This window comes from Acetobacter papayae JCM 25143 (assembly GCF_000613285.1).
Taxonomy (GTDB): Bacteria; Pseudomonadota; Alphaproteobacteria; order Acetobacterales; family Acetobacteraceae; genus Acetobacter; species Acetobacter papayae.
Window position 1 is genome coordinate 1 of sequence record NZ_BAIN01000038.1, and the last position, 25,864, is coordinate 25,864.

Annotated in this window: 20 protein-coding genes, 1 tRNA gene and 9 pseudogenes; 17 read left to right on the forward strand and 13 right to left on the reverse strand. The window is 58.6% G+C overall.

Going from position 1 to position 25,864, the window contains the following annotated elements; translation table 11 throughout:
• From JCM25143_RS09780 to JCM25143_RS18530, 5 genes and pseudogenes are all read left to right on the forward strand, one after another.
• Positions 1-382, forward strand: a 382-nt coding sequence (locus tag JCM25143_RS09780; protein ID WP_025861005.1) for a TadE/TadG family type IV pilus assembly protein, incomplete at its 5' end; no start/stop codon positions are given.
• Positions 348-848, forward strand: a complete 501-nt coding sequence (locus JCM25143_RS09785) for a TadE/TadG family type IV pilus assembly protein (protein WP_025861007.1) — start codon at positions 348-350, stop codon at positions 846-848. The genes JCM25143_RS09780 and JCM25143_RS09785, both read left to right, overlap by 35 nt.
• A 200-nt stretch (positions 849-1,048) precedes the next feature.
• Positions 1,049-4,248, forward strand: a pseudogene (locus JCM25143_RS18520) (efflux RND transporter permease subunit).
• A gap of 62 nt (positions 4,249-4,310) precedes the next feature.
• Positions 4,311-5,569, forward strand: a pseudogene (locus JCM25143_RS18525) (efflux RND transporter periplasmic adaptor subunit); the annotation flags it as partial.
• A 172-nt stretch (positions 5,570-5,741) separates the two neighbouring features.
• Positions 5,742-7,306: pseudogene (locus tag JCM25143_RS18530) on the forward strand (efflux transporter outer membrane subunit).
• A 2-nt stretch (positions 7,307-7,308) separates the two neighbouring features.
• Here JCM25143_RS18530 and JCM25143_RS09805 read toward each other — a convergent pair.
• From JCM25143_RS09805 to JCM25143_RS09815, 3 genes are read right to left on the reverse strand one after another with little or no spacing between them, the layout of a single operon-like run.
• Positions 7,309-7,740 (reverse strand): TadE/TadG family type IV pilus assembly protein, encoded by a 432-nt coding sequence (locus JCM25143_RS09805; protein WP_148300088.1) that lies wholly within the window; start codon positions 7,738-7,740, stop codon positions 7,309-7,311.
• 20 nt (positions 7,741-7,760) lie between these two features.
• A complete protein-coding gene (locus tag JCM25143_RS09810; protein WP_025861009.1) occupies positions 7,761-8,123 on the reverse strand; it encodes a hypothetical protein in 363 nt (120 codons plus the stop codon).
• A complete protein-coding gene (locus JCM25143_RS09815; RefSeq protein ID WP_025861010.1) occupies positions 8,087-8,518 on the reverse strand; it encodes a hypothetical protein in 432 nt (143 codons plus the stop codon). Before JCM25143_RS09815 ends, JCM25143_RS09810 begins: the two co-directional genes overlap by 37 nt.
• Here JCM25143_RS09815 and JCM25143_RS22040 point away from each other — a divergent pair.
• The 12 genes and pseudogenes from JCM25143_RS22040 to JCM25143_RS22060 all read left to right on the forward strand — a co-directional run bounded on the left by JCM25143_RS22040 (position 8,517) and on the right by JCM25143_RS22060 (position 18,148).
• On the forward strand, positions 8,517-8,750 hold the full coding sequence (locus tag JCM25143_RS22040) for a hypothetical protein (RefSeq protein WP_148300089.1): 234 nt from the start codon (positions 8,517-8,519) through the stop codon (positions 8,748-8,750). The genes JCM25143_RS09815 and JCM25143_RS22040 overlap by 2 nt on opposite strands.
• 29 nt (positions 8,751-8,779) lie before the next feature.
• A pseudogene (locus JCM25143_RS18535) lies at positions 8,780-9,540 on the forward strand (glucose 1-dehydrogenase).
• 503 nt (positions 9,541-10,043) lie between these two features.
• A pseudogene (locus tag JCM25143_RS22045) lies at positions 10,044-11,357 on the forward strand (diguanylate cyclase domain-containing protein); the annotation flags it as partial.
• Positions 11,358-11,503: 146 nt separating this feature from the next.
• Entirely contained in the window at positions 11,504-12,226 is a 723-nt protein-coding gene (locus JCM25143_RS22050) for a putative bifunctional diguanylate cyclase/phosphodiesterase (protein ID WP_234395161.1), read from the forward strand.
• 189 nt (positions 12,227-12,415) lie between these two features.
• Positions 12,416-13,429 (forward strand): cache domain-containing protein, encoded by a 1,014-nt coding sequence (locus JCM25143_RS09835; RefSeq protein ID WP_025861011.1) that lies wholly within the window; start codon positions 12,416-12,418, stop codon positions 13,427-13,429.
• A 152-nt stretch (positions 13,430-13,581) separates the two neighbouring features.
• Complete coding sequence (locus JCM25143_RS09840; RefSeq protein ID WP_081773553.1) at positions 13,582-14,388, forward strand: SDR family NAD(P)-dependent oxidoreductase; 807 nt, start codon at positions 13,582-13,584, stop codon at positions 14,386-14,388.
• 926 nt (positions 14,389-15,314) lie between these two features.
• A complete protein-coding gene (locus JCM25143_RS09850) occupies positions 15,315-15,746 on the forward strand; it encodes a lysozyme inhibitor LprI family protein (RefSeq protein ID WP_025861013.1) in 432 nt (143 codons plus the stop codon).
• A 38-nt stretch (positions 15,747-15,784) separates the two neighbouring features.
• Entirely contained in the window at positions 15,785-16,225 is a 441-nt protein-coding gene (locus JCM25143_RS22055; RefSeq protein WP_148300092.1) for a lysozyme inhibitor LprI family protein, read from the forward strand.
• A 20-nt stretch (positions 16,226-16,245) separates the two neighbouring features.
• Positions 16,246-16,512 carry a transposase gene (locus tag JCM25143_RS25235; protein ID WP_081773552.1) on the forward strand — a complete coding sequence of 89 codons (267 nt, stop codon included), beginning with the start codon at positions 16,246-16,248 and terminating at the stop codon, positions 16,510-16,512.
• 328 nt (positions 16,513-16,840) lie between these two features.
• Positions 16,841-17,065 (forward strand): DUF6678 family protein, encoded by a 225-nt coding sequence (locus JCM25143_RS21555; RefSeq protein WP_199897858.1) that lies wholly within the window; start codon positions 16,841-16,843, stop codon positions 17,063-17,065.
• Between the two features lie 171 nt (positions 17,066-17,236).
• Complete coding sequence (locus JCM25143_RS09865) at positions 17,237-17,671, forward strand: lysozyme inhibitor LprI family protein (RefSeq protein ID WP_148300093.1); 435 nt, start codon at positions 17,237-17,239, stop codon at positions 17,669-17,671.
• A gap of 36 nt (positions 17,672-17,707) precedes the next feature.
• A complete protein-coding gene (locus JCM25143_RS22060) occupies positions 17,708-18,148 on the forward strand; it encodes a hypothetical protein (RefSeq protein ID WP_148300094.1) in 441 nt (146 codons plus the stop codon).
• 141 nt (positions 18,149-18,289) lie between these two features.
• Here the strand turns inward: JCM25143_RS22060 and JCM25143_RS09875 are convergent.
• The 10 genes and pseudogenes from JCM25143_RS09875 to JCM25143_RS23980 form a co-directional block, all read right to left on the reverse strand.
• Positions 18,290-18,365: transfer RNA gene (locus tag JCM25143_RS09875), tRNA-Glu, on the reverse strand.
• Positions 18,366-18,490: 125 nt separating this feature from the next.
• Positions 18,491-18,964, reverse strand: coding sequence for a DUF1489 family protein (locus tag JCM25143_RS09880; RefSeq protein ID WP_025861018.1), 474 nt, complete (start codon positions 18,962-18,964; stop codon positions 18,491-18,493).
• 121 nt (positions 18,965-19,085) lie between these two features.
• Positions 19,086-19,691 carry a coproporphyrinogen-III oxidase family protein gene (locus JCM25143_RS25240; protein ID WP_369347369.1) on the reverse strand — a complete coding sequence of 202 codons (606 nt, stop codon included), beginning with the start codon at positions 19,689-19,691 and terminating at the stop codon, positions 19,086-19,088.
• A 3-nt stretch (positions 19,692-19,694) separates the two neighbouring features.
• Positions 19,695-20,194, reverse strand: a pseudogene (locus tag JCM25143_RS25245) (radical SAM protein); the annotation flags it as partial.
• 56 nt (positions 20,195-20,250) lie between these two features.
• Positions 20,251-22,146 (reverse strand): annotated as a pseudogene (locus JCM25143_RS18555) (potassium transporter Kup).
• A gap of 197 nt (positions 22,147-22,343) precedes the next feature.
• A complete protein-coding gene (locus tag JCM25143_RS09900; RefSeq protein ID WP_025861019.1) occupies positions 22,344-23,108 on the reverse strand; it encodes a YggS family pyridoxal phosphate-dependent enzyme in 765 nt (254 codons plus the stop codon).
• A gap of 82 nt (positions 23,109-23,190) precedes the next feature.
• Complete coding sequence (locus tag JCM25143_RS09905; protein ID WP_025861021.1) at positions 23,191-24,228, reverse strand: NAD(P)H-quinone oxidoreductase; 1,038 nt, start codon at positions 24,226-24,228, stop codon at positions 23,191-23,193.
• A gap of 22 nt (positions 24,229-24,250) precedes the next feature.
• Positions 24,251-24,931, reverse strand: a complete 681-nt coding sequence (locus JCM25143_RS25250) for a CBS domain-containing protein (RefSeq protein WP_369347370.1) — start codon at positions 24,929-24,931, stop codon at positions 24,251-24,253.
• Positions 24,905-25,662 (reverse strand): annotated as a pseudogene (locus tag JCM25143_RS23975) (chloride channel protein); the annotation flags it as partial. The pseudogene JCM25143_RS23975 and the gene JCM25143_RS25250, both read right to left, overlap by 27 nt.
• Positions 25,647-25,864 (reverse strand): annotated as a pseudogene (locus tag JCM25143_RS23980) (hypothetical protein); the annotation flags it as partial. The pseudogenes JCM25143_RS23975 and JCM25143_RS23980, both read right to left, overlap by 16 nt.

Here is a 25,864-nt window from a genome sequence, read left to right on the forward strand (position 1 = left end):
CGAGACCGCCATAATCCTGCCGGTCATGATTGTTTTTCTGGTCGGGTTCATGGAAACCGGCTGGCAGTTGCTTACCGCCATGGTGTTGCAGAACGGGGCGGAGGATGCCGCCCGCTTTGTAGAAACCGGCCGCACCGCCAGCGGGGGTAAATGTGCATCGTTGCCGGACCTCGTAGCGGCGGATTCGGGCGGTATCCTGCGGGCCGCACTGGTGCGTGTCAGTGCCGAGCCCCGGCCGGACAGCACGGCTTTTTATACTTTTAGCTACACGCAGGCCTATTTTACGCCATGGATGAGCATGCTGGTGGGGCAGGCATCCATGCGGCATTCCGTCAGGGTTCTGATCCATGATACAGCGCCAGAAGCCTGCGCGCCTGCGTAGCGGCAATGTGGCGATTGAAGCCGCACTTGTGCTCTCCCTGTGCACCGTTCTGCTGGTGGGCATGGTGGAGCTGGGACAGGCGCAGCGGCGCTGGTACCAGCTTTCCGCCCTGACGGATCATGTCGGGCAGATGGTGGCGCGCGCGCCTACGCCCTCAGCAACGTTTATCCAGACCATTTTGCAGAACGAGCACAGCCTGCCAGTTCTGGCGCGCGAAGGGGCGGTGCTGCAGTTGGGCATTGCCACGGTTCTGCCCGGCAAACAGGCTGCGACCATAACCCGCTATGATGCGGGAACGGGCGGCTGCACCCCGCATGATCCGGCGGCGGCCCTGTCTGCTCTTTCAGATGTGGCGGGGGTGTTTGTTGTGGTGCAGGGATGCATGCCTGCTCAGGGGAGTCGGATTCTGGGGGGTGGCATGCTGCCAACCCTCTACAGTAGCACCGTTTTTGCGCTGAAACCCTGACGATATGCAGGTGATATGAGCAAGTCTTAACAACCTGTAATAAAAATTTTATGTCGCTGGAAAATGCGCGGTTTTCTCCTATTTTCAGGAAGAAGCCGTGTCAATGCGTCTTGGCTGTTCAAAAAAAACCGGACTAGAAAGAACGCCATGACGACCTTATGCAGCTCAGCGGTCTGCGCCAGAAACAGGAGCATGGCCGTATGAATCAGATTGTTCTCGTCGCGCTCAAACGGCCGTACACCTTCGTGGTGCTGTCGATTTTGATCCTGGTGTTCGGCGTTCGCGCGGTCGTGCGCACACCTACCGACGTCTTCCCCAGTATCCGCATTCCTGTCGTGGCGGCGGTATGGACCTATACCGGCCTGATGCCCGAGGATATGTCGGGGCGGGTTATTTATTATTACGAACGTGCCCTGACAGCCACAGTCGGCAATATCGAACATATCGAGAGCCAGTCCTATTACGGCCGCGGGATCGTGAAGATTTTCTTCCAGCCCGGCACGGATACGGCGGTGGCGCAGGCGCAGGTTACCGCGGTTTCGCAGACCGTGATCAAGCAGATGCCAACCGGCAGCACGCCGCCGCTGATCATGGCCATGGATGCGTCTTCCGTGCCGGTGCTGACGCTTCAGGTGTCGTCAGACCATATGACGGCCTCGGAAATTTACGACATGGCCTCCAATCTGGTGCGCCCGGCACTGGTTTCGGTGGCGGGGGCAGCCATTCCCAACCCGTATGGGGGGGAGCCGGGCAATGTCATGGTGGATCTCGACCCCACCAAGCTGCTGGCGCACAAACTCTCCGCTGCGGATGTTACCGCGGCACTGGCCAAGCAGAATATCGTGCTGCCAGCAGGCGACCAGCGTATCGGCACGTTTGACTGGATGGTGCAGACCAACGCCTCGCCTACCGAGCTTCAGGCGTTTAACGACCTGCCTATCAAACAGGTGGGCAATTCGGTCATTCACCTGCGCGATGTGGCATGGGTGCACCGTGGCGGGCCGCCGCAGACCAACCTTGTGCTGGTCAAGGGCCAGCAGGGTGTTCTGATCGTCATCATGAAAGCGGGTAATGCATCCACGCTGGATGTGGTGGCAGGGGTCAAGAAACTGCTGCCCGGTATCGTCAAAACCCTGCCCGATGGCGTGAAGATCGACGTTATCAGCGATGCCTCCACCTTCGTGAAGGAATCCGTGCGCGACGTGGTGCAGGAAATGGTGACCGCTGCCGTGCTGACAGGGCTGGTGGTGCTGCTGTTCCTAGGCTCATGGCGTTCCACCGTTATTATTGCCACCTCCATTCCGCTGGCCATGCTGTGCTCCATTATCGGGCTCAACTGGGCGGGGCAGACCATCAATGTCATGACGCTGGGCGGGCTGGCGCTGGCCGTTGGTATCCTTGTGGATGACGCCACCGTCATGATCGAGAATATCGACGCGCATCTGGCGCAGCAGAAGGATCTGGAACAGGCCATTATCGATGCGGCCAACCAGATCGTGGTGCCTACATTCGTCTCCACCCTGTGCATCTGTATCGTGTGGATGCCGCTTTTCCAGCTGACCGGGGTTACCGGCTGGCTGTTCACGCCCATGGCCGAGGCCATTATTTTCGCCATGCTGGCATCGTTCATCCTGTCGCGCACGCTGGTGCCGACCATGGCCAAATACATGCTGGCCGGGCAGGAGAGCCAGCACGGGGCTGGCCATGGTGCGCCCCAAGGGTCGCAGGCGGCGGGTGTGCGTGGTTTTCTGGTGCGTTTCCAGCGTGGGTTCGAACGCGGGTTCGAGCGTTTCCGGCATGGTTACAAGGCCCTGCTGGATACGCTTATCGGCCTTGGCGGGCGCTTTGTTGGCGGGTTCCTGCTGGTGGCGGTGGCGTCTTTAGGGCTGCTGTTTTTTGTCGGGCAGGATTTCTTTCCTGAAATCAATTCCGATGTGCTGGCCATGCACATGCGCGCGCCGATCGGCACAAGGCTGGAAGAAGCGGGCAAGATATCGCAACTGGTCAATGCCGAGATCGAGCGTCTGCTGCCCGGTCAGGTTGTTTCCATTGTCGATAACTGCGGCCTGCCGTTCAGTCCGCTTAACCAGACCTATATTCCCACCCCCACGGTGGCACGCAGGATTGCGACCTGACCATTTCGCTCAAAAATCCTGAATCTCCCGTGGCGCAGTATCGCGAAATCCTGCGCAAGGGTCTGGCGCGGGCGTTCCCCGGCACGGAAATGACCTTCCAGCCTGCCGATCTAACAGCGAAAATCCTCAATTTCGGCTCTCCCGCCCCGCTCGATGTGCAGGTGGTAGGGCGCGCGCTCAAGGATAACTTTGCCTTCGCCAACCGTGTTGCCGCCCGCCTGCGGCGTATTCCCGGTGTGGTGGATGTGAGCGTGCAGGAACCGATGACCCAGCCGACCCTGCATATCCATACCCGCCGCCGTTACGCGCTGGGTACGGGCATTACCGAGGCGGATGTTGCCAACAACATGCTGGTGGCGCTTTCGGGCAGTTCGCAGGTGGGGCAGGTATACTGGCTGGACCCCGCTACCGGGGTTTCGCATCTGATCGATATCCAGACCCCCGCACCCTATCTGCAAACGCTCAATAGCCTTGAGCTGCTGCCCGTGGACCACGAAGGCGGTAATGCCGGTGGCGCGCCTCCGGCTCTGCTGGGTGGGTTGAGCCAGATTACCGCTACCGGCACCCCGGCCGAGGTTTCGCACTACAACATCATGCCCGCGATCAATATCTACGCCTCTAACGAAGGGGTGGATCTGGGCACGGTGGCGCGTCAGGTCGCGCGTGTGGTGGATGAGGAGCGCACCAACCTGCCGCATTCTTCCTCCATGAATGTGTATGGTCAGGGTGTGACCATGAACTGGGCCTATGCGGAATTGCTGGGCGGGTTGGCCATGTCCATTCTGCTTGTCTACCTGATTGCGGTTGTCAATTTTCAGTCCTGGCTTGATCCGTTCATTATCATCACGGCACTGCCCGGCGCGCTGGGTGGTATTGCCTGGGCGCTGTTTCTGACCGGCACGGCCCTGTCCGTTCCCGCATTGACCGGGGCCATCATGTGCATGGGCACGGCTACGGCCAATTCCATTCTGGTGGTGTCCTTCGCGCGGGATGAACTGGCCCGCCACGGTAATGCCGTCAAGGCAGCGCTGGATGCCGGGTTCGAGCGTATCCGTCCGGTGCTGATGACAGCTTCGGCCATGATTGTGGGCATGCTGCCCATGTCCATGAGTAATTCACAGAACGCGCCGCTGGGCCGCGCCGTTATTGGCGGGCTTACGGTGGCAACCCTTGCCACGCTGCTGTTCGTGCCGTGTGTGTTTGCCCTGCTGCATGGCCGCAGGCGCAAAGCGGGGGAAGATAATCAGGCGGGAGAGCCAGCATGAGCGACCACAGACCGGCCCCCCCGGCACAGGACGGGCAGAACGGCCAGTTGGATGACGACCGGATGACACCGGGCAGTGGGCATGTCTCTCCGAAGGCGCGCCTGACCCTGACCCTGCTTGCCGGGGGCGCGCTGGCGCTGGCCTGCGGTGGTGTCGTGTGGCGGCATATCAATTACGACAAGGTGGCCCGCGCCACGGCCGAGGCCGCTCAGCCGCATGTGCAGGTGATTACACCCGCCCCCGGCCCGGATACCCGCAAGCTCGACCTGCCTGCCAATATTGCCGCGTGGTATCAGGCGCCGATTTATGCGCAGGTCTCGGGCTACGTGAAGATGTGGTACAAGGATATCGGCGCGCATGTGCATGCGGGCGATCTTCTGGCCGAAATCGACACTCCGGGGCTGGACGCCCAGTACGCGGCGGCCACGGCCAACCTGGACGTGGCACTGGCGCGCTACAAGCTGGCCCAGATTACGGCGCGGCGCTGGAAAGCGCTTGAGGGTACGCAGGCTGTTTCCCAGCAGGAAGTGGATGTGCAGATCGCCAATGCCGAGGCCGAACAGGCGCAGGTTGAGGCCGCCCGGCACGAAATGGAGCGGTTCAAGGCGCTGGAAGGCTTCAAGCGCATTGTGGCCCCGTTCGATGGGATCGTGACGGCCCGTATGGCCGATGTGGGGGATTACGTGAATGCGGGCCGGGGCGATGTCGGCTCCAGCGGTAACGCCACGGAGCTGTTCTCCGTAGCGGATGTGCACGCCATGCGCGTGTTCGTGGCCGTGCCGCAGGATTATGCGGATGTGATTTCTCCGCGCCTGACCGCTACCCTGACTCTGCCGCAGTTTCCCCGCCGGGTTTTCGAAGCACGGTATCTGGCCACCGCCACGGCTTTTAGCCCCGGCACGCGTACGGTCAATACCGAGCTGATGGTGGATAACCCCAATGGTGAGCTGTGGCCCAACTCTTACGCGACCGCGCATTTTGAGGCACCGGGCACCCCCGGTGTGCTGATCCTGCCTGAAGGGGCGGTGATTTTCCGTGCACAGGTACGCAGGTGGCTTTGGTGGATTCAACCGACCATGTGCATCTGGTGCCGGTGCAGGTTGGTACGATTTATGGCACCACACTTGAAATCCTGTCCGGGCTGAAACCTGATGACAGGGTGATCAACAATCCGTCCGCCGGATTGCTGAATGGTGACAAGGTGGCGATCGTGCCGGGTACGCGCGGTTATAATGCACCGGTTTATCCGCCTGCGGCCCCTGTAGCACCGCTGGCACCACAGGCCGCCACGCCCGCATCCTCCAACGCCACGCAGGGGGATGCCGCGGCACCGGCTGGTGCTGCAGCACTGGAGACTAGTCACCATCATGGTCACCTGTCCGGTCCGCCGGGACATGGTTCGCATGACGGTTCGAGCGACAATGTGCGCGCCATGCCGGAGGAACGCTCCGTGCCAGAAGCGGGCGGCAGCGGTAATGGGGCGTTTGCGGCCCATGCGGGGGCCCATGCGGAGCGCGCGTGCCCTTGGAGGGGCCGCCCTGCTGGCCCTGACACTCAACGGGTGCGATATGGCGCCCGCCTACCGGCCAGCACAGCTTGTTTACCCCCCGACTGGGAGGGGCAGGGCGTAATCGGTTATGGCCACCCGGATGAAATTGCTTCCCGCCCGGACTGGTGGACCGCCTTTGGCGACCCTGAACTCAACCGGCTGGAACAGCAGGCACTGGCCGCCAACCCGGACCTGCAGGCGACGGCGGAATCCTTTACACAGGCGCGGGATGTCGCAGCACAGGTAGCGGCCCATCTTTACCCCCAGATCGAGGGTATGGCCGGGGGTGAGCGCTACAAGTCCTCGCATCACCGGTTGTGGCGTGGCGCGGGGGCTACCGGGCCTGCCTATATGTCGTCCGAGCAGTATCAGGCATCGGCCACATGGGAGCCGGATTTCTGGTCCGCTATCCGTAACCGCAAACGCATGTCCGAGCAGTCAGCCCAGCAGCAGGCGGCGGATTATGCCGTGGCCCGTCTGGCGCTGGAGGCCGAGGTTGCGCGCGATTACATAGCCCTGCGCGGCTTTGATGCGCAGGATGCGGTCTATCGTGATTCCATCCGGTATTACAGTCTGGCCGTGCATATTACCCGGCTGCGTCTGGCCGGGGCCATTTCCGCCGGGCTGGATGTCTCGCGTGCTGAAACCCAGCTTGCCTCCACGCAGGCGCGTGAGACCGATATCCATGCCAGCCGTGATGTGATGGAGCATGCGCTGGCCATTCTGGTCAATCAGGCCCCTGCGGCGTTTCATATTGCCCCGCGTGAGCGGATCGACCTGACAGATGTGCAGCCTTCGACCGGCCTGCCTTCCACCCTGCTGGAGCGTAGGCCCGATATTGCCTCGGCCGAAAGGGCCATGGCGCAGGCCAACCGGGCTATCGGGGTTTCACGCGCGGCGTTCTATCCGCATGTGACGTTCAACGCCATGACGGGTTTCATGGATAACGGGTTCGATCTCGCCTCGCTCTCCAACTCCATGTACCAGTTTGGCGCACAGGCCGTGCTGCCGCTGTTTCAGGGCGGGGTGCGCCGGGCGGAACTGCAACGGGCGTGGTCGCAGTACCGTCAGGCGGAAGACCGTTATCGTGGCACGGTGCTCGATGCGTTTGCGGAGGTGGAGGACGGGCTGACCAACGTTAACCGCCTGCGCACCGAAACGGATCAGGCTCGGCAGGCAGTGGAAGCCGCCCTGCGCACGCAGGGCATGACCATGGCGCTCTATACCGGCGGGCTGACCAATTATCTGGATGTGGTAGTGGCGCAGCAGGCCGCACTGAGCGCGCGGATTATCCTTGTGCAGGTGGATACACGCCAGCATCAGGCCTCGGTAGCCCTCATTGCGGCGCTGGGTGGCGGGTGGTCGCGCAAGGACCTGCCTGCGGAAAAAGCTATCCGTCCGTTTGGTCCGTTGCAGTACGGAAACCTGCGGGCACCAAAGCCTGTTGGCGGTGTGGATGGCAGCCCCCATGCGGGTGATACCAACCTGAGCACCATGCCCACGCACTGAAATCAGCCGCCCGGTGATCTTTCAGGCCGGGCGGAGGCAAGGGGCACATAGGCTCTGGCCACAAGGTGCAGCGTATCGCGGTGGAGCAGAACGCCGAAAACCAGCGGAACGCTCGCAGCCGTGGTGATGACTATTTGCTGATGCGCCGCATCATACACGCAGCCCGGTGGTGCAGGTGTTGCGTGGAAAAGGGTTCTGGCGTTGAAATTGGCGGCGAATATCTGCCCGCTACTGGCGCAGGCGGCATCGGGTGGGGTGTTTGCGCCCAGTGCTGGCAACTGGGCGGCAACAAGACTACCCACGGCGTCAGCCCCGGTCTGGAGCCGCTGTTTGACGATATAGCCGCGCGAGAGATCCAGCCCCATCGCAACCAGCAGCAGGAAAACCGGCAGGACAATGGCGGTGATGATCGCCACCACGCCACGGTTGTCCATGCGTTTTACCGCGCTGGTTTTCACGGAGTGTCGGGGTGGTAGATATCGGGCCGTTCGGGGCTTTCGGTATAGGCCAGAACCAGAGCGCTTGGGCTCATGCGTTCGACCTGCGAGCCTTCGGGGCGACCCACCTGCCCGGTAATGAACAGGGCCACCGTATGCCCCTGCGGGTCCATGCCACGAAAGAGAATGACCGAACCATCCGCCATGATGGCGTTGGTGGCCGTACGGCCGGGCGGAAAGCTCAGCCGTTCAAAATAGGCCTGTAGCAGCGAGCCTGTTTCCAGCAGGGTTGAGGGCGTATTGGCGGGGTCGTCTGAGGTTTCCCACGTAATATGCACAGCACTCAGCAGGTGGCTGCGGTAGCCGAAGACGTAATGCACCGCAGCCCGGCCATCATATTTGCCGCTGGCAGATGCTGCACCACGATCGTCAGGACCGGTGTGCGCTGCTCGGCATTTTGCGAGGCATGGATGGCGCTGTCCTCAAGCCCGAAATCGCTGTTGATTGCCTGCCGCACACCGTTTTCATCCATACCGAAACGGGCGGAGCGAAAACCGTTCAGCCGGGCGGTGGCGCCGGGCTGGGGAGAGACGACAGCAGGGTTAGAGGGCGTGCCCACCGTGGAAGGCAGGTCCTGCGCTCTGGCATGGCCTGACAGCAGGGCACAGGGCAGGGTGGTGGCAAGCAGCAGGGCTATGCCAGTCAAGGCCTGTGCCCGGTGCAACCAGCCATGGTGGGAGAGCGTATCGGGTGAGAAACCCCGGCGTGAAGTCATGTTGAGTCCATCCCGCTTTGTCTGTCCGTGTTCTGCCGCCATTGCCGGGTATCCGACAGGGGGTGTGGGGGGTCAAGGCCTGTTTCCTTCCTGTCGGGTTTTTCATCGGTTTTTCGGGGCAACGGTGTTGATGTGCGTCAACGACAGCGGTGGCTATGCGCGGCACAAGGACAAAGCCGGTGTTGTGTGGGCAGGGCACAGGCCCAGCCCGTTTTTTGCAGGCATGACGTAAAAACAGGCAAAAGACAGGAGAGAGCGGTTATGGGACGTGTCGCAGGCAAGGTTGCGCTGGTCACAGGCGCGGCCAATGGTATTGGCAGGGCCACGGCCCTGTTGCTGGCGCGTGAAGGTGCCAGAGTCTTTGTAACCGATCTGAAGGAGCAGGACGGCGCGCAGGTTGTGCACGAGATCGTGCAGGCTGGGGGGCAGGCATCGTTTCTGCGGCTGGATACAGCCGATGAAGGAAATTGGCAGACCGTTCTGGCAGCGGTGCGCGCGCAGGTCGGACGGCTTGATATCGCGGTCAACAATGCGGGTATTGCCTATAGTGGCACCGTGGAAAGCACCGACCTTGAACACTGGCGGCGGGTGCAGTCCATCAATCTCGACGGCGTGTTTCTGGGCACGAAATATGCGATCGAGCTGATGAAGGAGCACAAGGCGGGGTCCATCATTAACCTCTCCTCCATTGAAGGCTGATAGGCGACCCTACGCTGGCGGCTTATAACGCCAGCAAGGGCGGGGTGAGGCTGTTTACCAAATCGGCTGCTCTGCACTGTGCGAAGTCGGGCTACGGCATTCGCATCAATTCCGTGCATCCGGGTTATATCTGGACACCCATGGTGCAGGGCCTGACGGCAGAGGACGCGGCAGCCCGGCAGAAACTGGTGGACCTGCACCCTATCGGCCATCTGGGAGAACCCGACGATATTGCCTATGGCATTCTGTATCTGGCTTCCGACGAATCCAAGTTCATGACAGGCAGTGAACTGGTGATAGACGGCGGCTATACCGCACAGTGATTTCGGGTTGAAAGTGGCCGAATACAGGCTGGTTATTCACCGTAGAATATATCACACCTGTGGCCCGTGTGTGACGGGTGTTGCGCCGGGACACAGGCAGTGCAGGGTGCAAGTGAAAATATTAACGGAATCTTACATTTTTCTTTTGTTTATAGGGAAATGGAAACTTTCTTTTAACGATTTAAACTAGAATATCAAAAGAAGTAAAAGAACCGTTCTGACGGTTTTTTCAGGCCATACATTTTTCAAGGCTTTGTGTTGCTGAGTCTATAGACCTGAACCGAGCGGAGCCCTGCTTTTGGGACGGAACCAGAACCGGACAAGCGCAGGCCACCCGGCAGCAGCGCAGGCGAATGTTTTTACGACCGTGTTTCCTGCCTGTGCGTCAGGGAACACCATGGGAGGATAAAGTCCGCGCAAGCGGGACGCCGCCGGCACCAGCCGGGTGGCTTATATGTTTTTGAATTTCCTCAGCAGCGGTGTCTCGCCGCAAGGTTGCGACAATGCCTGCACCTCAGCCCGTACAGTACAGCGCCCCCGATACCACATCCTTTTTCGCGGATATGCTGGCTCAAGCAACGGACGGCGTCATCATTATCGATGACCTGAATAATATCGTTTTTTTCAACACTGCGGCCGAACGGCTGTGGGGGTGCCTGGCCAGAGATGTTCTGGGGCGTAATGTTAAATGTCTGGTGCCCATGGAACATCGCGGGCGGCATGATGGCTACGTAAACCGCAACCGCGAAACAGGGCAGCGCCGTATTGTCGGCACCTCGCGCGAGGTTACTTTTGTCCGTAGTAATGGCGATTACGTTGCGGCTGAAATGTCCATTTCCAGCGCGCTGGTCGGCGCGGATCAGCGGCGTTATTACATGGCCGTTGTCAAAGGGGTGACGGAAGAGAGCCACCGGCGCAAACTGCTGGACCTGCAAGGCCAGATCTTTACCGTGCTGGCGGCGGACAGCACCGCGCAGGATGTGGCCGACATGCTCTGCGCCGAGGCCGAGCGCCTTGTGCCCAACAGTATTGCGGCCCTGTTGCAGGTCACGCCCGAACGCTGGCTGGAAGTGCTCTCGGGCGAAGGCCTGCCCCGGCGCTGGATGACCATGCTGGCCCATGTCTCCCTGAGTGATGACGACGTGCAGACCCTGTGCGAACAGCCCAGACTGGCGCGTTCCATTGTCTGGCGCGATATGCCCGGAGCTGACGGGCAGGAAGCCGAACTGTTCGACTGCTGGGCCAGTGCGGTGCGTAATGGCGCGGGCGAGCTGATCGGTATTTTTGTGCTGTATTCGCGCAACCGTGAAAAAATGACCGACTGGCCGCAAAAAATCGTGACAGGCTGCGTGCCGTCCTGCGCGGCTATTATCGAACAGGGCAAGACCCGCCAGCGCCTCAACCATCTCGACCGCTACGATGCCCTGACAGGCCTGCTCAACCGGTCGTCAATCGCCACGGTTTTGCGGGAAATGACTGGCGTGGCCTCGCCGCTGCCTTTCGCCCTGCTCATGCTCGATCTGGACCTGTTTCAGGATGTGAACAACGTTCTGGGCTATGATCAGGGTGACGTGCTGCTCCAGACCGTGGCACGCAGGCTTGCCGCGCATTGCCGGAGCAATTTCGTTATCGGGCGTCTGGGGGGTGATGACTTTGTGGTGGTCATTCCCGGAGGGGACCGCGAGGGGGCGGGCGCTTTCGCGGATAGTCTGGCCGATGTCATGCGTGCGCCAGTGGAAGTGGGCTCTCGTGAACTCGTGCTGTCTTTCAGTATCGGTATCAGCCTGTATCCTGATGACGGGACGGACGTGGAACACATGCTGGGCCGGGCTGAAACCGCCATGCGTGATGCCAAGACCGCCGCACGCGGTAGCTACCGGTTTTTTGGCGGGTTCGAGCACAAGGGCGTGGAGCAGCGGCTGATTATCGGCACCGCCCTGCGCGATGCTGCCCGGCAGGGCAGATGCGCCTGTTCTACCAGCCGCAGATCAACGCCGCCCAGCGCACCCTTTACGGTGTGGAAGCCCTTGCCCGCTGGACACACCCGGTGCTGGGTTCTGTGCCGCCATCGCGCTTTATCCCCATTGCCGAGGAAACGGGGCAGATCGAGGAACTGGGCCGCTGGTCGCTTACGGAAGTCTGCCGCCAGCTTGTGGAATGGGATACAATGGGTCTTCACGTGCCTGTGGTGGCGGTCAATATTTCCGCCACGCATTTCTGTTCCGCTGCGCTGCCGCGCCAGATTGTCAGCCTGCTTGATGAGTATGGTCTGTCCCCGCAGCGTCTGACGATTGAAATCACCGAAGGGGTGATGATGCGCCAGAACGCGGAAACCATGGCGACCATTGCTGCTATCCGAGCAATCGGGGTTGGCTTGTCGCTTGATGATTTCGGCACGGGTTTTTCATCCCTGTCGCGTCTGGCGGACCTGCCTTTGACCGAAATCAAGATCGATCGCAGCTTTGTTGCGAATTTTGAAGAGGATGTCGGCGCTTTTGTCGTGACTGAGGCCGCCATCAACATTGGCAAACGGCTTGGGATTACGGTTGTGACCGAAGGGGTGGAAACCGAGATCCAGAATGAAAAACTGCTGGATATGGGGTGTGATGTGGTGCAGGGCTACCTGTTTGGCAGGCCCGTGCCACCCGCGGATTTTCAGGACTGGCATGGCATGTTTTTTGGCTAGGTGTGAGTTTGCCAACAGGCCGTCATGCGGAGATTTTTCTTGACAGATCTGGCGGATTTTAGAAAGTTTCTTGTATTAAATTTCTATTTCGTAACGATTTGATGCCCTGCCTTTCCTGCATTGTTCCTGATTTATCACGGCATGAACGGCAGGCTGCCATCATGATCTCCTGACAGGAAGATAGCCAGAATGCAGGATGATATCCTCCAGCTTGCTTATGAAGTTTCTCACGTTACACGTGACAAGATACATCTGATCGCCTCTGTCATGAGTGAGGCCCGTTTTCTGGCGATCAATACCAGGATAGAAGCAGCCAGAGCCGGGCAGGCAGGTGTGGCGTTCGGCCTGCTGGCCGATGAAATGGGCCGTATTTCAACCCGCATTATTGAAATTTCCAACGAACTGCGCACGGCAACCGATGCCAGCACCAAGAAACTGCGTGATGCGGGGAGCGATCTTCTGCTCAACTCGCGTGGTGAGCGCATGACCGATCTGGCGCTGAACGCCGTTGATCTGATTGATCGCAATTTATACGAACGTTCGTGCGATGTGCGGTGGTGGGCAACCGATAGTGCCGTGGTACAGGCGCTGGAAGAAGCCTCGGCCGATGCTTACCGCCATGCAAGCGAGCGGCTGGCGACCATTCTGAAATCCTACACCGTTTACGTGGATCTGTTCATTACCGATGCCAACGGCAAGGTGGTGGTGTGCGGTCGCCCCGAGCGCCATCCCCGCCTTATGGGGCGTGACATGTCGGGCGAGGACTGGTTTGTAAATGCCATGCGCACCCGTAATGGCGATGAATACGCTGTGGCGGATGTGCGCCGTTTTCCCGCGCTGGATGAAACGCCGGTGGCTATTTATAGCGCTGCTATCCGCGCTGGCGGGCAGGAGAACGGTCAGGCGCTTGGGGTGCTGGGCATTGCCTTTGACTGGGCTCCGCAGGCTGAAGGCATTGTTAAAGGTGTGCGGCTGGCGGAAAACGAAAAGGCCAGCACCCGCGTCATGCTGGTGGATGCCAACCGGCGCGTTCTGGCCTCATCGAACGATGAGGGCATTCTGTCCGAGACATTCAATTTCCGGCCAGAAGGGCCGCGCGGTTTTTACTGTCAGGGCGACAAGCTGATCGCCTATGCGCTGACACCCGGCTACGAAACCTATAAAGGGCTTGGCTGGTATGGCGTGATTGAAACCACGATTTAAACCCGCTTGTTTTACCTTCGTGCGTGGCCACTGACTTCTCTAGTAGGGGGCAGTGGCCTTACCTGCGCCGTTGGACCGGGCAGGGGTTGCCATTAGGGGCAAGGGCTGGCCAACTGGGTTTGTGTTTCAAAACAGCTCAGGTGGACAAGATCATGAATGAAATTCCGGCCCATGCCACCCTTTCGCGCGGCGCAGGTGCCGCAACGCGGCCGATTGCACTGGTAACGGGGGCTACGGCGGGGTTTGGCGCTGCTATTGCCCGCAGGCTGGTGCACGACGGCTATAATGTCATTGCAACAGGCCGCAGGCTGGCGCGCCTGAACGATCTGGCGGCGGAACTGGGCGATGCCCTGCTGCCGGTCGAGCTTGATGTAACGGACAAGGCGGCTGTGCGCGCCCTGCCAGAAAGCCTGCCCGAAGGCTGGCGCGCAGTCGATGTGCTGGTCAACAACGCCGGGCTGGCGCTGGGCCTTGAAAAAGCCTGGCAGACCAACCCCGATGACTGGGAAACCATGATTGCCACCAACATCAGCGGCATGGTGGAAATGACCCGCGCCCTGTTGCCCGGCATGGTGGAGCGTAACCGCGGCCATGTTATCATGCTTGGCAGCACGGCTGGGCGCTACCCATATCCGGGGGCGAATGTCTACGGGGGCACAAAGGCCTTTGTGGAGCAGTTCACGCAGAATCTGCGTAGCGACCTGCTGGGCTATGCCGTGCGCGTGACAAATGTGGCTCCGGGCCTGTGTGGCGGTAGCGAGTTCAGTCTGGTACGCCTGCGTGACGCCGGGCAGGCTGCAGCGGTGTATGACGGCACGCAGCCTTTGACCCCGAACGATATTGCCGAAAGCGTTTCGTGGATTGTTGGCCTGCCTGCGCATGTGAATGTGAATTATATTGAAATGATGCCTGTCTGTCAGGCTTCGGCTGGGCTGGCGGTTGATCGTAAAATGGGCTGATTCGTTCAGTTCCGTTTTGCCGGACACCCCGGCAGCAGAGGAATCCGTCCGCCTGATTAAGCGGGCGGATTTTTTTGGGGGAAACAACAGTCTGGAATGTGTTATTTTTAACGCATTGATATAAAATGATATAATTCACTATCAGGAGGGGTTCTCTCATAATTTTTTGTTATTAACACGAAAAAAATTAGTGTTTATATTGACATCATATTATATATCGTGCTTTATATCGACCTGTAAAAACAATCGTTAAAATTTTTATTGCCCGACATATCTGCACCTACCGTGCAGCCCATGCCTTGCGGCAAATGTTTCAGAACGGGAGTGCAGGGAAATGACACAGCGGTTACGAGACAGCGCTACCATGATTCTTGTGGCTGGGACGGTGCTGGTTGCACTCACCCATAACGTGGCCTCTGCCCTGACCCTGTCTGACCTGTCAGAGGCAACCGCCTGCCTGTTCCGGTATTGATTCCATACGCTAATTCTTGCTTCTGCCGGCACATTTTCCCCCTTGGGGATAACTATGTGGAAAATATTGCTCTCTTATCGTGAGCAGTAGCGAATCCTGAAAAAATGCCGGTTTAGTGCTTTTTTTCGCTGTTTATTTTTTTTCAACACATGATTTTTCCTGTGGATAAATAACGGGATCAATTCGCTTCAAGGGTACCCGAACCGACAGAAACTCCGTATTGACCACAGCATGTTGATGATACCGTGCTGGTCACAACAAAATCTGGGGTCCGAACCAGAGCAAGCCAAGCTGGTTTGCTATTGGCATAGGGGTTTATGATAACCCCAGAAGTTCTGAAGGCATCCCTGCAACGGGATAGAGGCAAAATCTTCGATAATAATCGGATAGTGCTATATTATTTACAGACATGATATATAATTAACAGAATAAATTCATTGAAAATTGGTAAGAAATGAAAATTCTGATTAGTATTTTATGTTTTCTCATGTTTTTACCTGAAATAGCCAATGCGGCTCCCAGTGCTCAGGATTTATATAATCAATGTTCCGAGGACTTTTTTGTTTCGTCAGATATTGTTGTCTGCCTGACGGGAAAGCTCGCTGAGAGTGAAAGACGCCTTGTAAGCGAGCAGAAGCATGCGCTGATGGTTCTTGATCAATGGGATGTAGATCAAGCTCATAAGGATGCAGTAAAGAAAAAGATTCTTGAAAGTGATCAGGAATTTGAAAAATATAAGAGAGATAATTGTAATTTTTCAATGTCTCTTATGGGTGGATCAGTCAGTAACTCTCACGAAATCTATGAAAAAGCGTGTCGCATGAGCCTTAATCTTCATTATATTGAGCAGATTAATGGTGACTTGCTGTTTGTGCAGTCAAGGTAATTAATTTAATTTTTTCTATAAATAATGGAATTTTCTCAATGAGAAAAAATATTTTTTGGATGGTTTGTTGCTTCTCCATGGTGCCTGCCTTTGTTTGTGCAGCGCCCAGTACAAATGATTTATCTCAGGCATGTTACCGTCAGTTTCGGGCGCTATCAGATGTCAGGCTTTGTGCGGAGAAAAAGTTTGAAGCGAGTGAGAGATTGCTTGTTCAAAAAGAACAGCAGGAGCCGCGGATGTTGGATACGTGGTTTGAGGAAGAGTATTTTAAGGGAGATGCCAGAAGATATATGCCGATAAGCAATCGGGAATTTGAAAAATATAAAAATAAATATTGTGATTTTTCAATGTCTGTCATGGGAGATGCAGAGTCTGCCGCTCATGAAGTCCGCAGATTGTCGTGCCTGACGAGTCTTAACCTGCAGTACATTGCTCAACTGACAAAGGATTTGGCCTATACCCAGCGGAAACTGGAATAGGGTCATTGTGGAGCGCCTGACTGGATCAGAGGAGAGGCGAATGGCTCTTTTTTGGCTGCCGGTGGTGTGGTTGTCCTGCTGATCATGGTCCATCGACCACTCTGTATAATCGCTTCAATCGCTGGTCGAGGCGTGGATTCTGGACAAAATTGTTCGATGCACTCGTGCAAACTGGTGCTGTCAACAAAAGCACGGCCATCGATAGTACCTATTTCAAAGCCCAGAGGGCAGCCTTTGATGCAAAAGGGGGCCGCATGAGCAGGCCATTGGGCGCCCCTACGCCTTGATGCTGACAGCGGGCAATGTCAGCGATGTGAAGGCCGCGCTAGCCTTGCTCGAACGGGCTGGTCCGATGCGCTATCAGTTGGGGAGCAAGGGCTATGATGCAGATTCTTTGCGCCTTTCTCTACCAAAAGGTCGGACTGCGCCGGTCATTCTCGGACGACACAACCATAAGGCGCCAATTCGCTACAATCGGGTTAGATATCGCGTGCGCCTTCTGTCGCTTCAAGGATTTCCGGCGCATTGCGACCCGCTATGATAATTTGGCTACCAATTTTCTATCGGCAGTGGCGTCGGCCACGGTAATCTCATTCTGGCTTGGAGGCGCAGATCATGCTCTACCCTGTGATGAACAATACAAAATGGGAAAAACTGCGGTTGCAGATGTATGCCCTGTCACCCACACCAGCATGGAGCACACTCTCAACCGGCGGCTACTGTTCGCAACCTGACCGGGACTGGTTTTACCACTTCCGTCTAGGTGGATATGAAGATATTTTGTATGTCGACATTCTGGTTGAAACCTCCGCCGAACGAGAAGTTGTCAGATCAGCTTAGGGCTGTCCATGTGCCTGGCGAGGAAACCCCCAGAGGATTCCGCGTATTTGGCTACCTGTCTGAGGCTCAGGGTGCCGAATACATCTAAAGCCCGTCACTCTGATTCTTAAGCATAATTGTATCTTATCAAATTATATTGATGATATTTAAGTCGGTCTAGGTATTTTATTAGTGATGAAAATTTTCAAAGGGATTGTTTTTTATTTTCTTTTGGGAGGGAGTGTAGCCAATGCGGCTCCCAGTGCTCAGGATTTATATGATCAATGTTCTGAGGACTTTTTTGTTTCGTCAGATGTCGTTGTCTGTTTGGCGAAAAAGCTCGCTGCAAGTGAAAAACGCCTTGTAAAAGAGCAGCAGCATGCTGTGGCGGTTCTGGATCAATGGTATGTAGATCCGGCATATAAAGAAAAAGCGAGAGAAAAATTTCTTGAAAACAATAAAGAATTTAAAAAATACAAAAAAGATTATTGTAATTTTTCGATGTCAATGATGGGTGGATCGGAGAGTAATTCTCATGAAATATCCAGAATATCCTGTGTGGCGAGTCAGAATCTTTATTACATAGAGCAGGTTGAAGAGAATTTGCACTATATAAGGAAGAAGTAGTTTTTTCTAATTATAAAAACATAGCGGAATTTTTTAATGAAAAAATTGTATTTTACTGCTCTTTGTATTTTCTCTGTCGTGCCTGTTGCTGCCTATGCAGAGCCTAGTGCGAACGATTTGTCTCAAGCCTGTTATCGCCAGTTTAAGGTGATATCGGATGTCATGGAGTGTGCGAAAAGAAAATTTGAGACCAGCGAGGCGCAACTTGCTCAGCAAGAGGCGCAGGAGCCAAAGATGTTCGATGCGTGGTTTGAGGATGAGTATTTCAAGGCAGATTCCAGAAAATATACGCCTGTAAGCAATCAGGAATTTGAAAAATATAAAAAGAAATATTGTGATTTTTCAATATATCTTATGAGAGACACAGATACTGCCACACATGAAATTCACAGACTATCCTGTCTGACCAGCCAGAATCTTCACTACCTTGCACTGCTGAAAGTGGATTTGGCCTATACCCAGCGGAAACTGGAATAGTGCAGATGCGAAGGAATCTTGCGCTCTGTAGGGTTGCAGGCTGATTGATTTCGCAAGCTAGTTACGAGGTTATTTACCTGCTTGGCTTTCCCCAAGGTGGGGTATTTATTTTTTTTGATTAACGCTTGAAACCATTAAAAATGGTGTCCCGTACGGGATTCGAACCCGTGTTGCCGCCGTGAAAGGGCAGTGTCCTAGGCCTCTAGACGAACGGGACAGAGGCGCGTTGTTGAAGCGTGGTTTAATGGTGTTTGCGTTGAGCGTCAAGCGGGCAAAAGGCTCTTTTTTGCTTTTTTTATAAAAAGATAGAAGCCGGGTCGAAGGGTGAGCCAATATGGGGCGTTACAGCCCCAATAAGGCCAGCTCGCGCAGCAGGGGCAAGGGCAGTGGGGTCTGTTCTGCTGCCTGTGGGCCGCCATGGGGTGGCGCAGCGTGCAGGGCATCAGGACTGTCCAGATCAGGGGGGCTGTCTTGCGTGCTCAGGTAGCGCCATCCCTGAAAAGGCCGCATGGGGCAGGCTTGAACCCGGATAATCGTGGGGTTGAGAAAAAGCAGCGTGCCGGATGTGCCGTCCGCGCGGGTGCTGGTTTCAATGGCCAGAATTTCCTGACGGCAGAGAATTAGCCCGCTAATGACCCGGTAGAGCGAGCCACCGGGTAGGATTTCGTCTTTCCGGCGGGGGAAGGCTCGGGTGTGCACTACCGGCAGAGGAGTGGCGTGGCCGGGCAGGGAGCGGGCGTTTTCGGGCTGGGTCTGTCGGGCCGCGAGGTCTTCCAGACTACTCACGCCCACAACCAGTTTTATCAGGTTCAGCATGGCTTCAGACATAGGGCTGCGCCCGGTTGTGCAAGGCGGGGTTACAGAACCAGCGCGCCCAGAAGAGCTTCAAGCCGGAGCCGTCCTTCCGGTGTGGCGCGCAGGGTCTGGGGCGTTTGGATCAGGTAGCTTCATCCACTGCTGCCGCCAGTATGGTGGGGTCCAGCGCGTCCTGCAGGGGCAGGCCGGTGCGGGTAGCGAAACGTGCGGGGTCTATTCCTTCACGCACGCGCAGGCCCATCAGGAGCATTTCACGCGCCCGTTCGGCCCGGCTCAGGGCTTCGCGCGAGGTTTCGCCTGTGCCGTGTTGTTCCACACGTTCGGCCCATGGTTCGGGTGCGCGGTGGCGGCGGGTGGCGTAGAGAGCACCATCCTGCGTTATGCGCCCATGCGCGCCGGGGCCAAGGCCCAGATAGTCGCCGTAACGCCAGTAGGTCAGGTTGTGGCGGCTTTCACTGCCGGGACGTGCGTAGTTGGAAACCTCGTACGCATCCAGCCCGTGTGCGCGGGTAATTCTGTCCGTGCTGTCATACAGGGCGGCGGCGGTGTCCTCATCGGGCAGGGTGAACGCTCCGGTGCGGTACAGGGCCTCGAACTTTGTGCCGGGTTCGATCGTAAGCTGGTAGAGCGACAGGTGATCCGCCGCCAGTGCCAGCGCGGTGTGCAGTTCGCGTTCCCATGCGCTTTGGTTCTGGCCGGGGCGGGCGTAAATCAGGTCGAATGTCATGCGTGGGAACAGGTTGCGCGCACATTCAAGGGCGGAAAGCGCTTGGGCGGCGGAGTGCTCCCGGCCCAGAAAACGCAGTGCCTCGTCATCCAGCGCCTGAATACCGAGTGAAATACGGTTGACCCTGCCTGCGCAAAGTCACGCAGGCGCGCGGCTTCCACACTGGTTGGGTTGGCTTCCAGCGTGATTTCAAGGTCGGGTGCGGGGTCGAACAGCGTTGTTGCCCGTGCAATAAGGTTGGCCACAGTTTCAGGGGCCATGAGCGAAGGTGTGCCGCCACCAAAAAAGATAGAGGTTAGGCGGCGGCGGCCCAGTTGCGTTGCTTCATGCTCCAGTTCGCGTTCAAGGGCCGCACCAAAGCGTGCCTGTGGCACGGTGGCGCGTACATGGGAGTTGAAGTCGCAATACGGGCATTTGGCCAGACAGAATGGCCAGTGGATGTAAAGCGCCAGCGGTTCCGTGCTGGCAGGTTGTCCCGTCAGCATGGAGGCCCCTTTGAGCATGGGCTGCTGGCTGGGGGCTGCCAGAAAGGTGGTTGTGGAATGGGGCACGGCGCTGGTCAGATCGCCACCTTCACACCCAGTTCCACCACGCGGTCAGGCGGAATACGGAAGAATTCCATGCTGGAGGTGGAGTTACGCACCATGAACATGAAGATAGACATCCGCCAGCCCGACATGCGCGGCACGGAGGAGCGGGTAATCAGTTCGCGTGAGGTGAAATAGGAGGCCTGAAGCGCGTCAAAATCCACGCCATTGGTTTTCAGTTCTTCCAGTGCGCGGGGGATGTTGGGCATTTCCATAAAGCCGTAACGCAGGATCACGCGGTAGATGTCGGGCGCGAGTTCTTCCACCGTTACGCGGTGGCCGCGTTCAGCTTCGGGCTGGTCGAGGTTCTGCACGGTTACAAACAACACGTGGTCATGCAGGATCTTGTTGTGGCGCAGGTTGTGCAGCAGGCAGGGCGGCACAAAATCGGGTGTGCTGGTCATGAATACCGCCATGCCGGGCACGCGGATGGTGCGTGACTGTGGCAACCGGGCGATAAAGCTGCCCATGGGCAGGCTGTCCTGGCGCTGGCGCTGATGATAAGCCGCGTCCTTTTTTCCAGGTGGTCATCATCAGGGTCAGCGCACAGCCCAGCAGCACCGGCACCCAGCCGCCATCGGGAATTTTCAACGCGTTGGCCAGAAAGAACGTGCCGTCAAGCAGCAAAAAGCCGCCAAATACCACCGCAACCCGCCATGCAGGCCAGTTAAAGTGCCGCCGGAAGACGGCAATAGCCAGAATGGATGTGCAGATGAATGTGCCGGTTACAGCAATGCCATAGGCCGAGGCCAGAGCATCGGAACTGCGGAAGGCGAGCACCAGCAGCACCGAACCCGTGGCCAGAAAGCGGTTGAAGTCAGGCAGGTAAATCTGCCTTCTTCCTCGGCATTGGTGTGGGTAATGCGCAGGCGCGGCATGTAGCCAAGCTGGATAAGCTGGCGGCAGAGCGAGAACCCGCCTGAAATACCCGCCTGACTGGCAATGACCGTGGCAAGGGTGGACAGCACCACCATAAGGCCCAGCATCCAGTGCGGGCACATAAGAAAGAAGGGGTTGGCCAGAGTTTTGGGGTCGGCAATGACCAGAGCCGCCTGCCCGAAATAGTTCAGCACCAGCATGGGCAGCACAAAGAACAGCCACGCATAGCGGATGGGTGTGCGGCCAAAATGCCCCATATCGGCGTATAGTGCCTCACCGCCGGTTACGCACAGCACCACGGCACCGAGGGCAAGAAACGACAGCTTGCCGTGGTAGAACACGAATTCCAGCGCATAGGTGGGCGATAGAGCCAGCAGGATATGCGGGTGATGCAGAATCTGGAGCAGCCCCAGCGTGCCGATCGTACCGAACCAGAGCAGCATGACCGGGCCGAAAATGGTGCCCACCCGCCCGGTGCCGATCCATTGCACGCTGAAAAGGCTGATAATGACGATAATGGCGACGGGAATAACGAAGTCATGCGCCGCAGGGATACTGACTTCCACCCCTTCAATCGCTGACAGCACGGAAATGGCGGGGGTAATAATGCCATCGCCAAAGAACAGGCAGGCCCCCACAATGCCGACAAGGGCCAGAATAGTGCGCGTGCGCGCTTGAGTTGAAACACGCTGGGCCAATGACATGATGGCCAGAATGCCGCCTTCGCCATTATGGTCGGCGCGCATGATCAGGGTGACGTATTTGAGCGTCACGATCAGGATCAGCGTCCAGAAAATCAGGCTGGCCACCCCCATGATTTCCCACGGTTCCGCAATGTGGTGGCCGGAGATGATCTCTACCGTGGAGCGGAAAGCGTAAAGCGGGCTGGTGCCGATATCACCATACACCACACCCAGCACGCCCAGCAGGGCGGCCATGCCCACCGGCGCCAGTGTGTGCTGGGGCTGGTCGGCATCGAACTCGGCAATATGCCTGGGGGCCGCGTCTCGGTTGTCCGTGGCTGCGCCGTGCCGGGGGTAGCCGGGCCGGTGGGGTGAGTAGGGTCGGTCATGGTGCCTCTGGCTAGGTGTCAGGGGTGGGGCGCGATCCCCGGGATGTGCATAGAATTAGACAAAGGCCTGAGGCAAGGCATACCCGCTGCCTGCATGGGGCAGGGCGATGCCGCTCAGGGCGCAACGGTGCTTTCGGGCGTGGCTGGGCGCGGGCCAAAAATGGCGCTGCCAACCCGTACCAGCGTGGCCCCCTCGGCTATGGCCTGTTCAAAATCGGCGGACATGCCCATGGACAGCACCGAAAGCCCGTGCGTGTGCGCCATGGCGCGCAGCAGCCGAAAATGCGGGCGGGGGTCTTCATGCGCGGGGGGGATACACATCAGCCCGCGCAGCTTTTCGCCAAAGCGCTGGCGGCAGGCACGGATCAGCGCATCGGCCTGTTCGCGCGGGACACCGAATTTCTGCGGCTCATCGCCCGTGTTCACTTCCACCAGCAGGTCTGGCAGGCGGCCTTCGGTCTGGGCGGCGCGGTCGAGCGCATCCGCCAGTGCCGGGCGGTCCAGACTTTCGATCATATCGGCCAGCCGCACGGCATCGCGGGTCTTGTTGGTCTGTAATCCGCCTATCAGGTGCAGGCGCAGGGCGGGGGATTCGGCCCGCAGGGGCGGGAACTTGGCGGCGGCTTCCTGCACGCGGTTTTCGCCAAAGACAAGCTGCCCCGCGGCCATGGCGGCGCGCACGCTGGCTTGTGGGTGAAATTTCGAGACCGCCACCAATGTTACATCCGCCGGGTTGCGGCTGGCCTGTGTGGCTGCCTGATCCATGCGGGTACGGATGGCGCGCAGCCTGTCGGCAAGGGCGTGCGGGCCGTCCACCGCACCATCAGGTGCGGGCGTGGAGCCAATGGTTTCGGGTCGGATGACGACAGAGGGTTCCATGACACACCACAGTTTCTCAAATCCGTACAATTCTTCAAGAGCGGGGCGCGGTCAAGGGGCACGGCCTGCAAGCAGGTGCCGTTCAGTCAGCGGCAACCCGCAGGATGATCTTGCCTGAATGCGTCCCCGCTTCCATGGCCGACTGCGCACTGCCAGCTTCATCCAGTGCGAATGTGGCGTGGATCAGCGGGCGTATGGTGCCTTTGTCCAGCAGGGGCCAGACATGGGTGTGCAGCCCGCGGGCGATACGCGCCTTGGCGGCGGCATCACGCGGGCGCAGGTTGCTGCCGGTTACGATCAGTCTGCGGGTCATGATCCGGGCGAGATCGGCCTGCTCCGCCTTGGCCCCGCCCTGTAGAGCAATGATAACCAGCCGCCCATCTGGTGCGAGAGACTTGAGGTTGCGGTTGAAATACGCCCCCCCGATCATGTCCAGAATGGTGTTGACCCCTTCGTCCTGCGTCATGGCGCGGATACGGGCCAGAAAATCTTCCTCACGGTAGTTGATGGCGTGTGCGCCCAGCGTTTCGCACAGGGCGCATTTTTCAGCCGAACCCGCCGTGGCGAAAGCCTCGCCACCAAAGGCGCGCACAAGCTGGATGGCCGTGGTGCCTATGCCGCTGGTGCCGCCATGGATCAGCACGCGTGTGCCCTTAGGGGGCAGGGTGGGCATGAACAGGTTGGACCAGACTGTAAAATATGTCTCGGGCAGGGCGGCAGCCTGAACGGCATCAAACCCAGTAGGCCATGGCAGGCATTGCCCGACAGGCGCCAGACAGTATTCGGCATAGCCGCCGCCATTGGTTAGGGCGCAGACACGGCTGCCAATGGCTGGCATGGTCGAGTCTTCCAGCGGGGCACCGCAGGCCACAACCTCGCCCGCCACTTCAAGGCCCAGACGCGGGTTGGCACCGGGCGGCGGCGGGTACAGGCCCTGTCGCTGGATCAGGTCCGGGCGGTTAACCCCCGCCGCCATGACACGGATCAGAACCTCGCCCCGGCCCGGTGTGGGCACGGCAATGGATTCAACGTGCAGAACGTCAGGCCCGCCGGGCTCGGTAAAACAGACCGCTTCATGGAAGGGGGAATGGTGGGGTGTGTTGTCATGGTATGCCTGCATCCCGCAAAAAGACGGAGTGTGACTATGAACCCCGGCCCCGGTGCCGGACAAGGGCCGGGTCGTTCACGTCCGTGCTAGGGGTGGGGCCCGGAGCCGCGCGGGTAGGGGGCGTGTAGCGGATATGCTTTTCCCCCGCCAGATCACGGCGGATGCGCTCAAGCTCCTCCGCATAACGGCGCAGCACGTAGCGCTCGCTCAGCAGGCCCATAACCCGGCCTGTCTTGTCCACCACGGCCAGTGCGGGCCGGCCCGTGCGCTCGAACGCGGCTACGGCATCGGCCATGCAGGTCTCGGGGCTCAGGGTTTCAAAGCGGGCTTCGGCCAACGAGGAGAGGGGCCGTTCCGGCACGGCCTGAATGGACATCAGGCGCGTGGTGTCCACCATACCCTGATAGTGGTTGTGCTCATCATGCAGGACAATATGGCGGGGCATCCACCCGGCCAGAGTGGCGCGGGCGGTTTCTATCTTTTCATCGGCGGGCAGGGAGTCGGTTTCGGTGCGCATCATGTGGGCCACGGTCAGGGCGCGCAGCCAGCCTATGTCCACACCGGAGCGGATGTTCTCGCCGCGCAGGTGAAAGCGCCATGTCGCAAAGGTATAGCCGAACGACCGCCGGACAGTGAGCGAGGCCGCAATGGCCGCCAGCGCCACGCAGGCCGTCATGCCGGCACTATGGGTGGTTTCAAGGGCCAGCAAAATCATGGTCAGTGGTGCGCCAATAACGGCGGTGGCCAGTGCGCCCATGCCCGCCACCGTGCACAGCGAAAGCGGCAGGGGGGCGAAAGGGGCCACTAACCCTGCGAATACCGCCCCCGCAAGCACACCGAGATAAAGCGAGGCAAAAAACAGCCCGCCCCGAAAACCCGCCCCGATGGAAAGAACCGTGGCCAGCGCCTTCAGGCACAGTAGTGCCAGAGCCAGTTCCATACCCGGCGGGCTGACCAGCCGGGCGCGCATGGCCATATGCCCCGAGGACAGCACGGAGGGAGAAATCAGCGCCAGCGCGCCAACCAGCAGCCCCCCCAGAGCGGGGCGCAGCCAGTCCTGCCTGAGAATCTGGCGAAACAGGGTTTCGGCCCGTGCTGCACTTTTCATCAGCACAATGCGATATAGGCGCAGGTCACGCCCAGCACGGCCAGCAATGGCCATGCCAGAGGTGGGATCGTGTCCGAAGGGGCAACCGTTACCGCCGGGAGCGACGCACCTGCCAGCCGCGTTACGGCAAGCGCGCAGAGCGTTGCACTGGCCACCGGGGCCAGTAGAGTAAAGGCATAGGAGCCGATAATGAGTTCGAAGGCATAGAACGCGCCCGCCAGCGGCGCATCGAACGCCGCCCCGATAGCCCCTGCCGCGCCACAGCCCACCAGTAGCCGCACATCCGCACGGTGCAGCCGCAGGATACGTCCGATGCGTGAGGCTATGGCAGAGCCCATCTGGCTGAAACCCGCCTCCAGCCAAGCGATGCCCCGCAGCCATTGGACAGCACTGTCTGCCCCGCAACCACCAGACTATCGGCCAGCGACATGCGCCCGCCATGCAGGGCATTGGCTCGAGTAGGGTCAACCGGGCGGCGGCGGCGCTGCTGGTTCAGCCGTCTTTGCCACCACCCCAGCAGCAGCCCCCCGGCCACCGGCA

Excerpts from the sequence above, each read along its gene's own strand:
- JCM25143_RS09785 (WP_025861007.1), top strand. The coding sequence starts at position 348 with ATGATACAGCGCCAGAAGCCTGCGCGCCTGCGTAGCGGCAATGTGGCG.
- JCM25143_RS09805 (WP_148300088.1), bottom strand. The coding sequence starts at position 7,740 with ATGGACAACCGTGGCGTGGTGGCGATCATCACCGCCATTGTCCTGCCG.
- JCM25143_RS22040 (WP_148300089.1), top strand. The coding sequence starts at position 8,517 with ATGTTGAGTCCATCCCGCTTTGTCTGTCCGTGTTCTGCCGCCATTGCC.
- JCM25143_RS09815 (WP_025861010.1), bottom strand. The coding sequence starts at position 8,518 with ATGACTTCACGCCGGGGTTTCTCACCCGATACGCTCTCCCACCATGGC.
- JCM25143_RS22050 (WP_234395161.1), top strand. The coding sequence starts at position 11,504 with ATGCGCCTGTTCTACCAGCCGCAGATCAACGCCGCCCAGCGCACCCTT.
- JCM25143_RS09835 (WP_025861011.1), top strand. The coding sequence starts at position 12,416 with ATGCAGGATGATATCCTCCAGCTTGCTTATGAAGTTTCTCACGTTACA.
- JCM25143_RS09840 (WP_081773553.1), top strand. The coding sequence starts at position 13,582 with ATGAATGAAATTCCGGCCCATGCCACCCTTTCGCGCGGCGCAGGTGCC.
- JCM25143_RS09850 (WP_025861013.1), top strand. The coding sequence starts at position 15,315 with ATGAAAATTCTGATTAGTATTTTATGTTTTCTCATGTTTTTACCTGAA.
- JCM25143_RS22055 (WP_148300092.1), top strand. The coding sequence starts at position 15,785 with ATGAGAAAAAATATTTTTTGGATGGTTTGTTGCTTCTCCATGGTGCCT.
- JCM25143_RS21555 (WP_199897858.1), top strand. The coding sequence starts at position 16,841 with ATGCTCTACCCTGTGATGAACAATACAAAATGGGAAAAACTGCGGTTG.
- JCM25143_RS22060 (WP_148300094.1), top strand. The coding sequence starts at position 17,708 with ATGAAAAAATTGTATTTTACTGCTCTTTGTATTTTCTCTGTCGTGCCT.
- JCM25143_RS09880 (WP_025861018.1), bottom strand. The coding sequence starts at position 18,964 with ATGCTGAACCTGATAAAACTGGTTGTGGGCGTGAGTAGTCTGGAAGAC.
- JCM25143_RS25240 (WP_369347369.1), bottom strand. The coding sequence starts at position 19,691 with ATGACATTCGACCTGATTTACGCCCGCCCCGGCCAGAACCAAAGCGCA.
- JCM25143_RS09900 (WP_025861019.1), bottom strand. The coding sequence starts at position 23,108 with ATGGAACCCTCTGTCGTCATCCGACCCGAAACCATTGGCTCCACGCCC.
- JCM25143_RS09905 (WP_025861021.1), bottom strand. The coding sequence starts at position 24,228 with ATGCAGGCATACCATGACAACACACCCCACCATTCCCCCTTCCATGAA.
- JCM25143_RS25250 (WP_369347370.1), bottom strand. The coding sequence starts at position 24,931 with ATGATTTTGCTGGCCCTTGAAACCACCCATAGTGCCGGCATGACGGCC.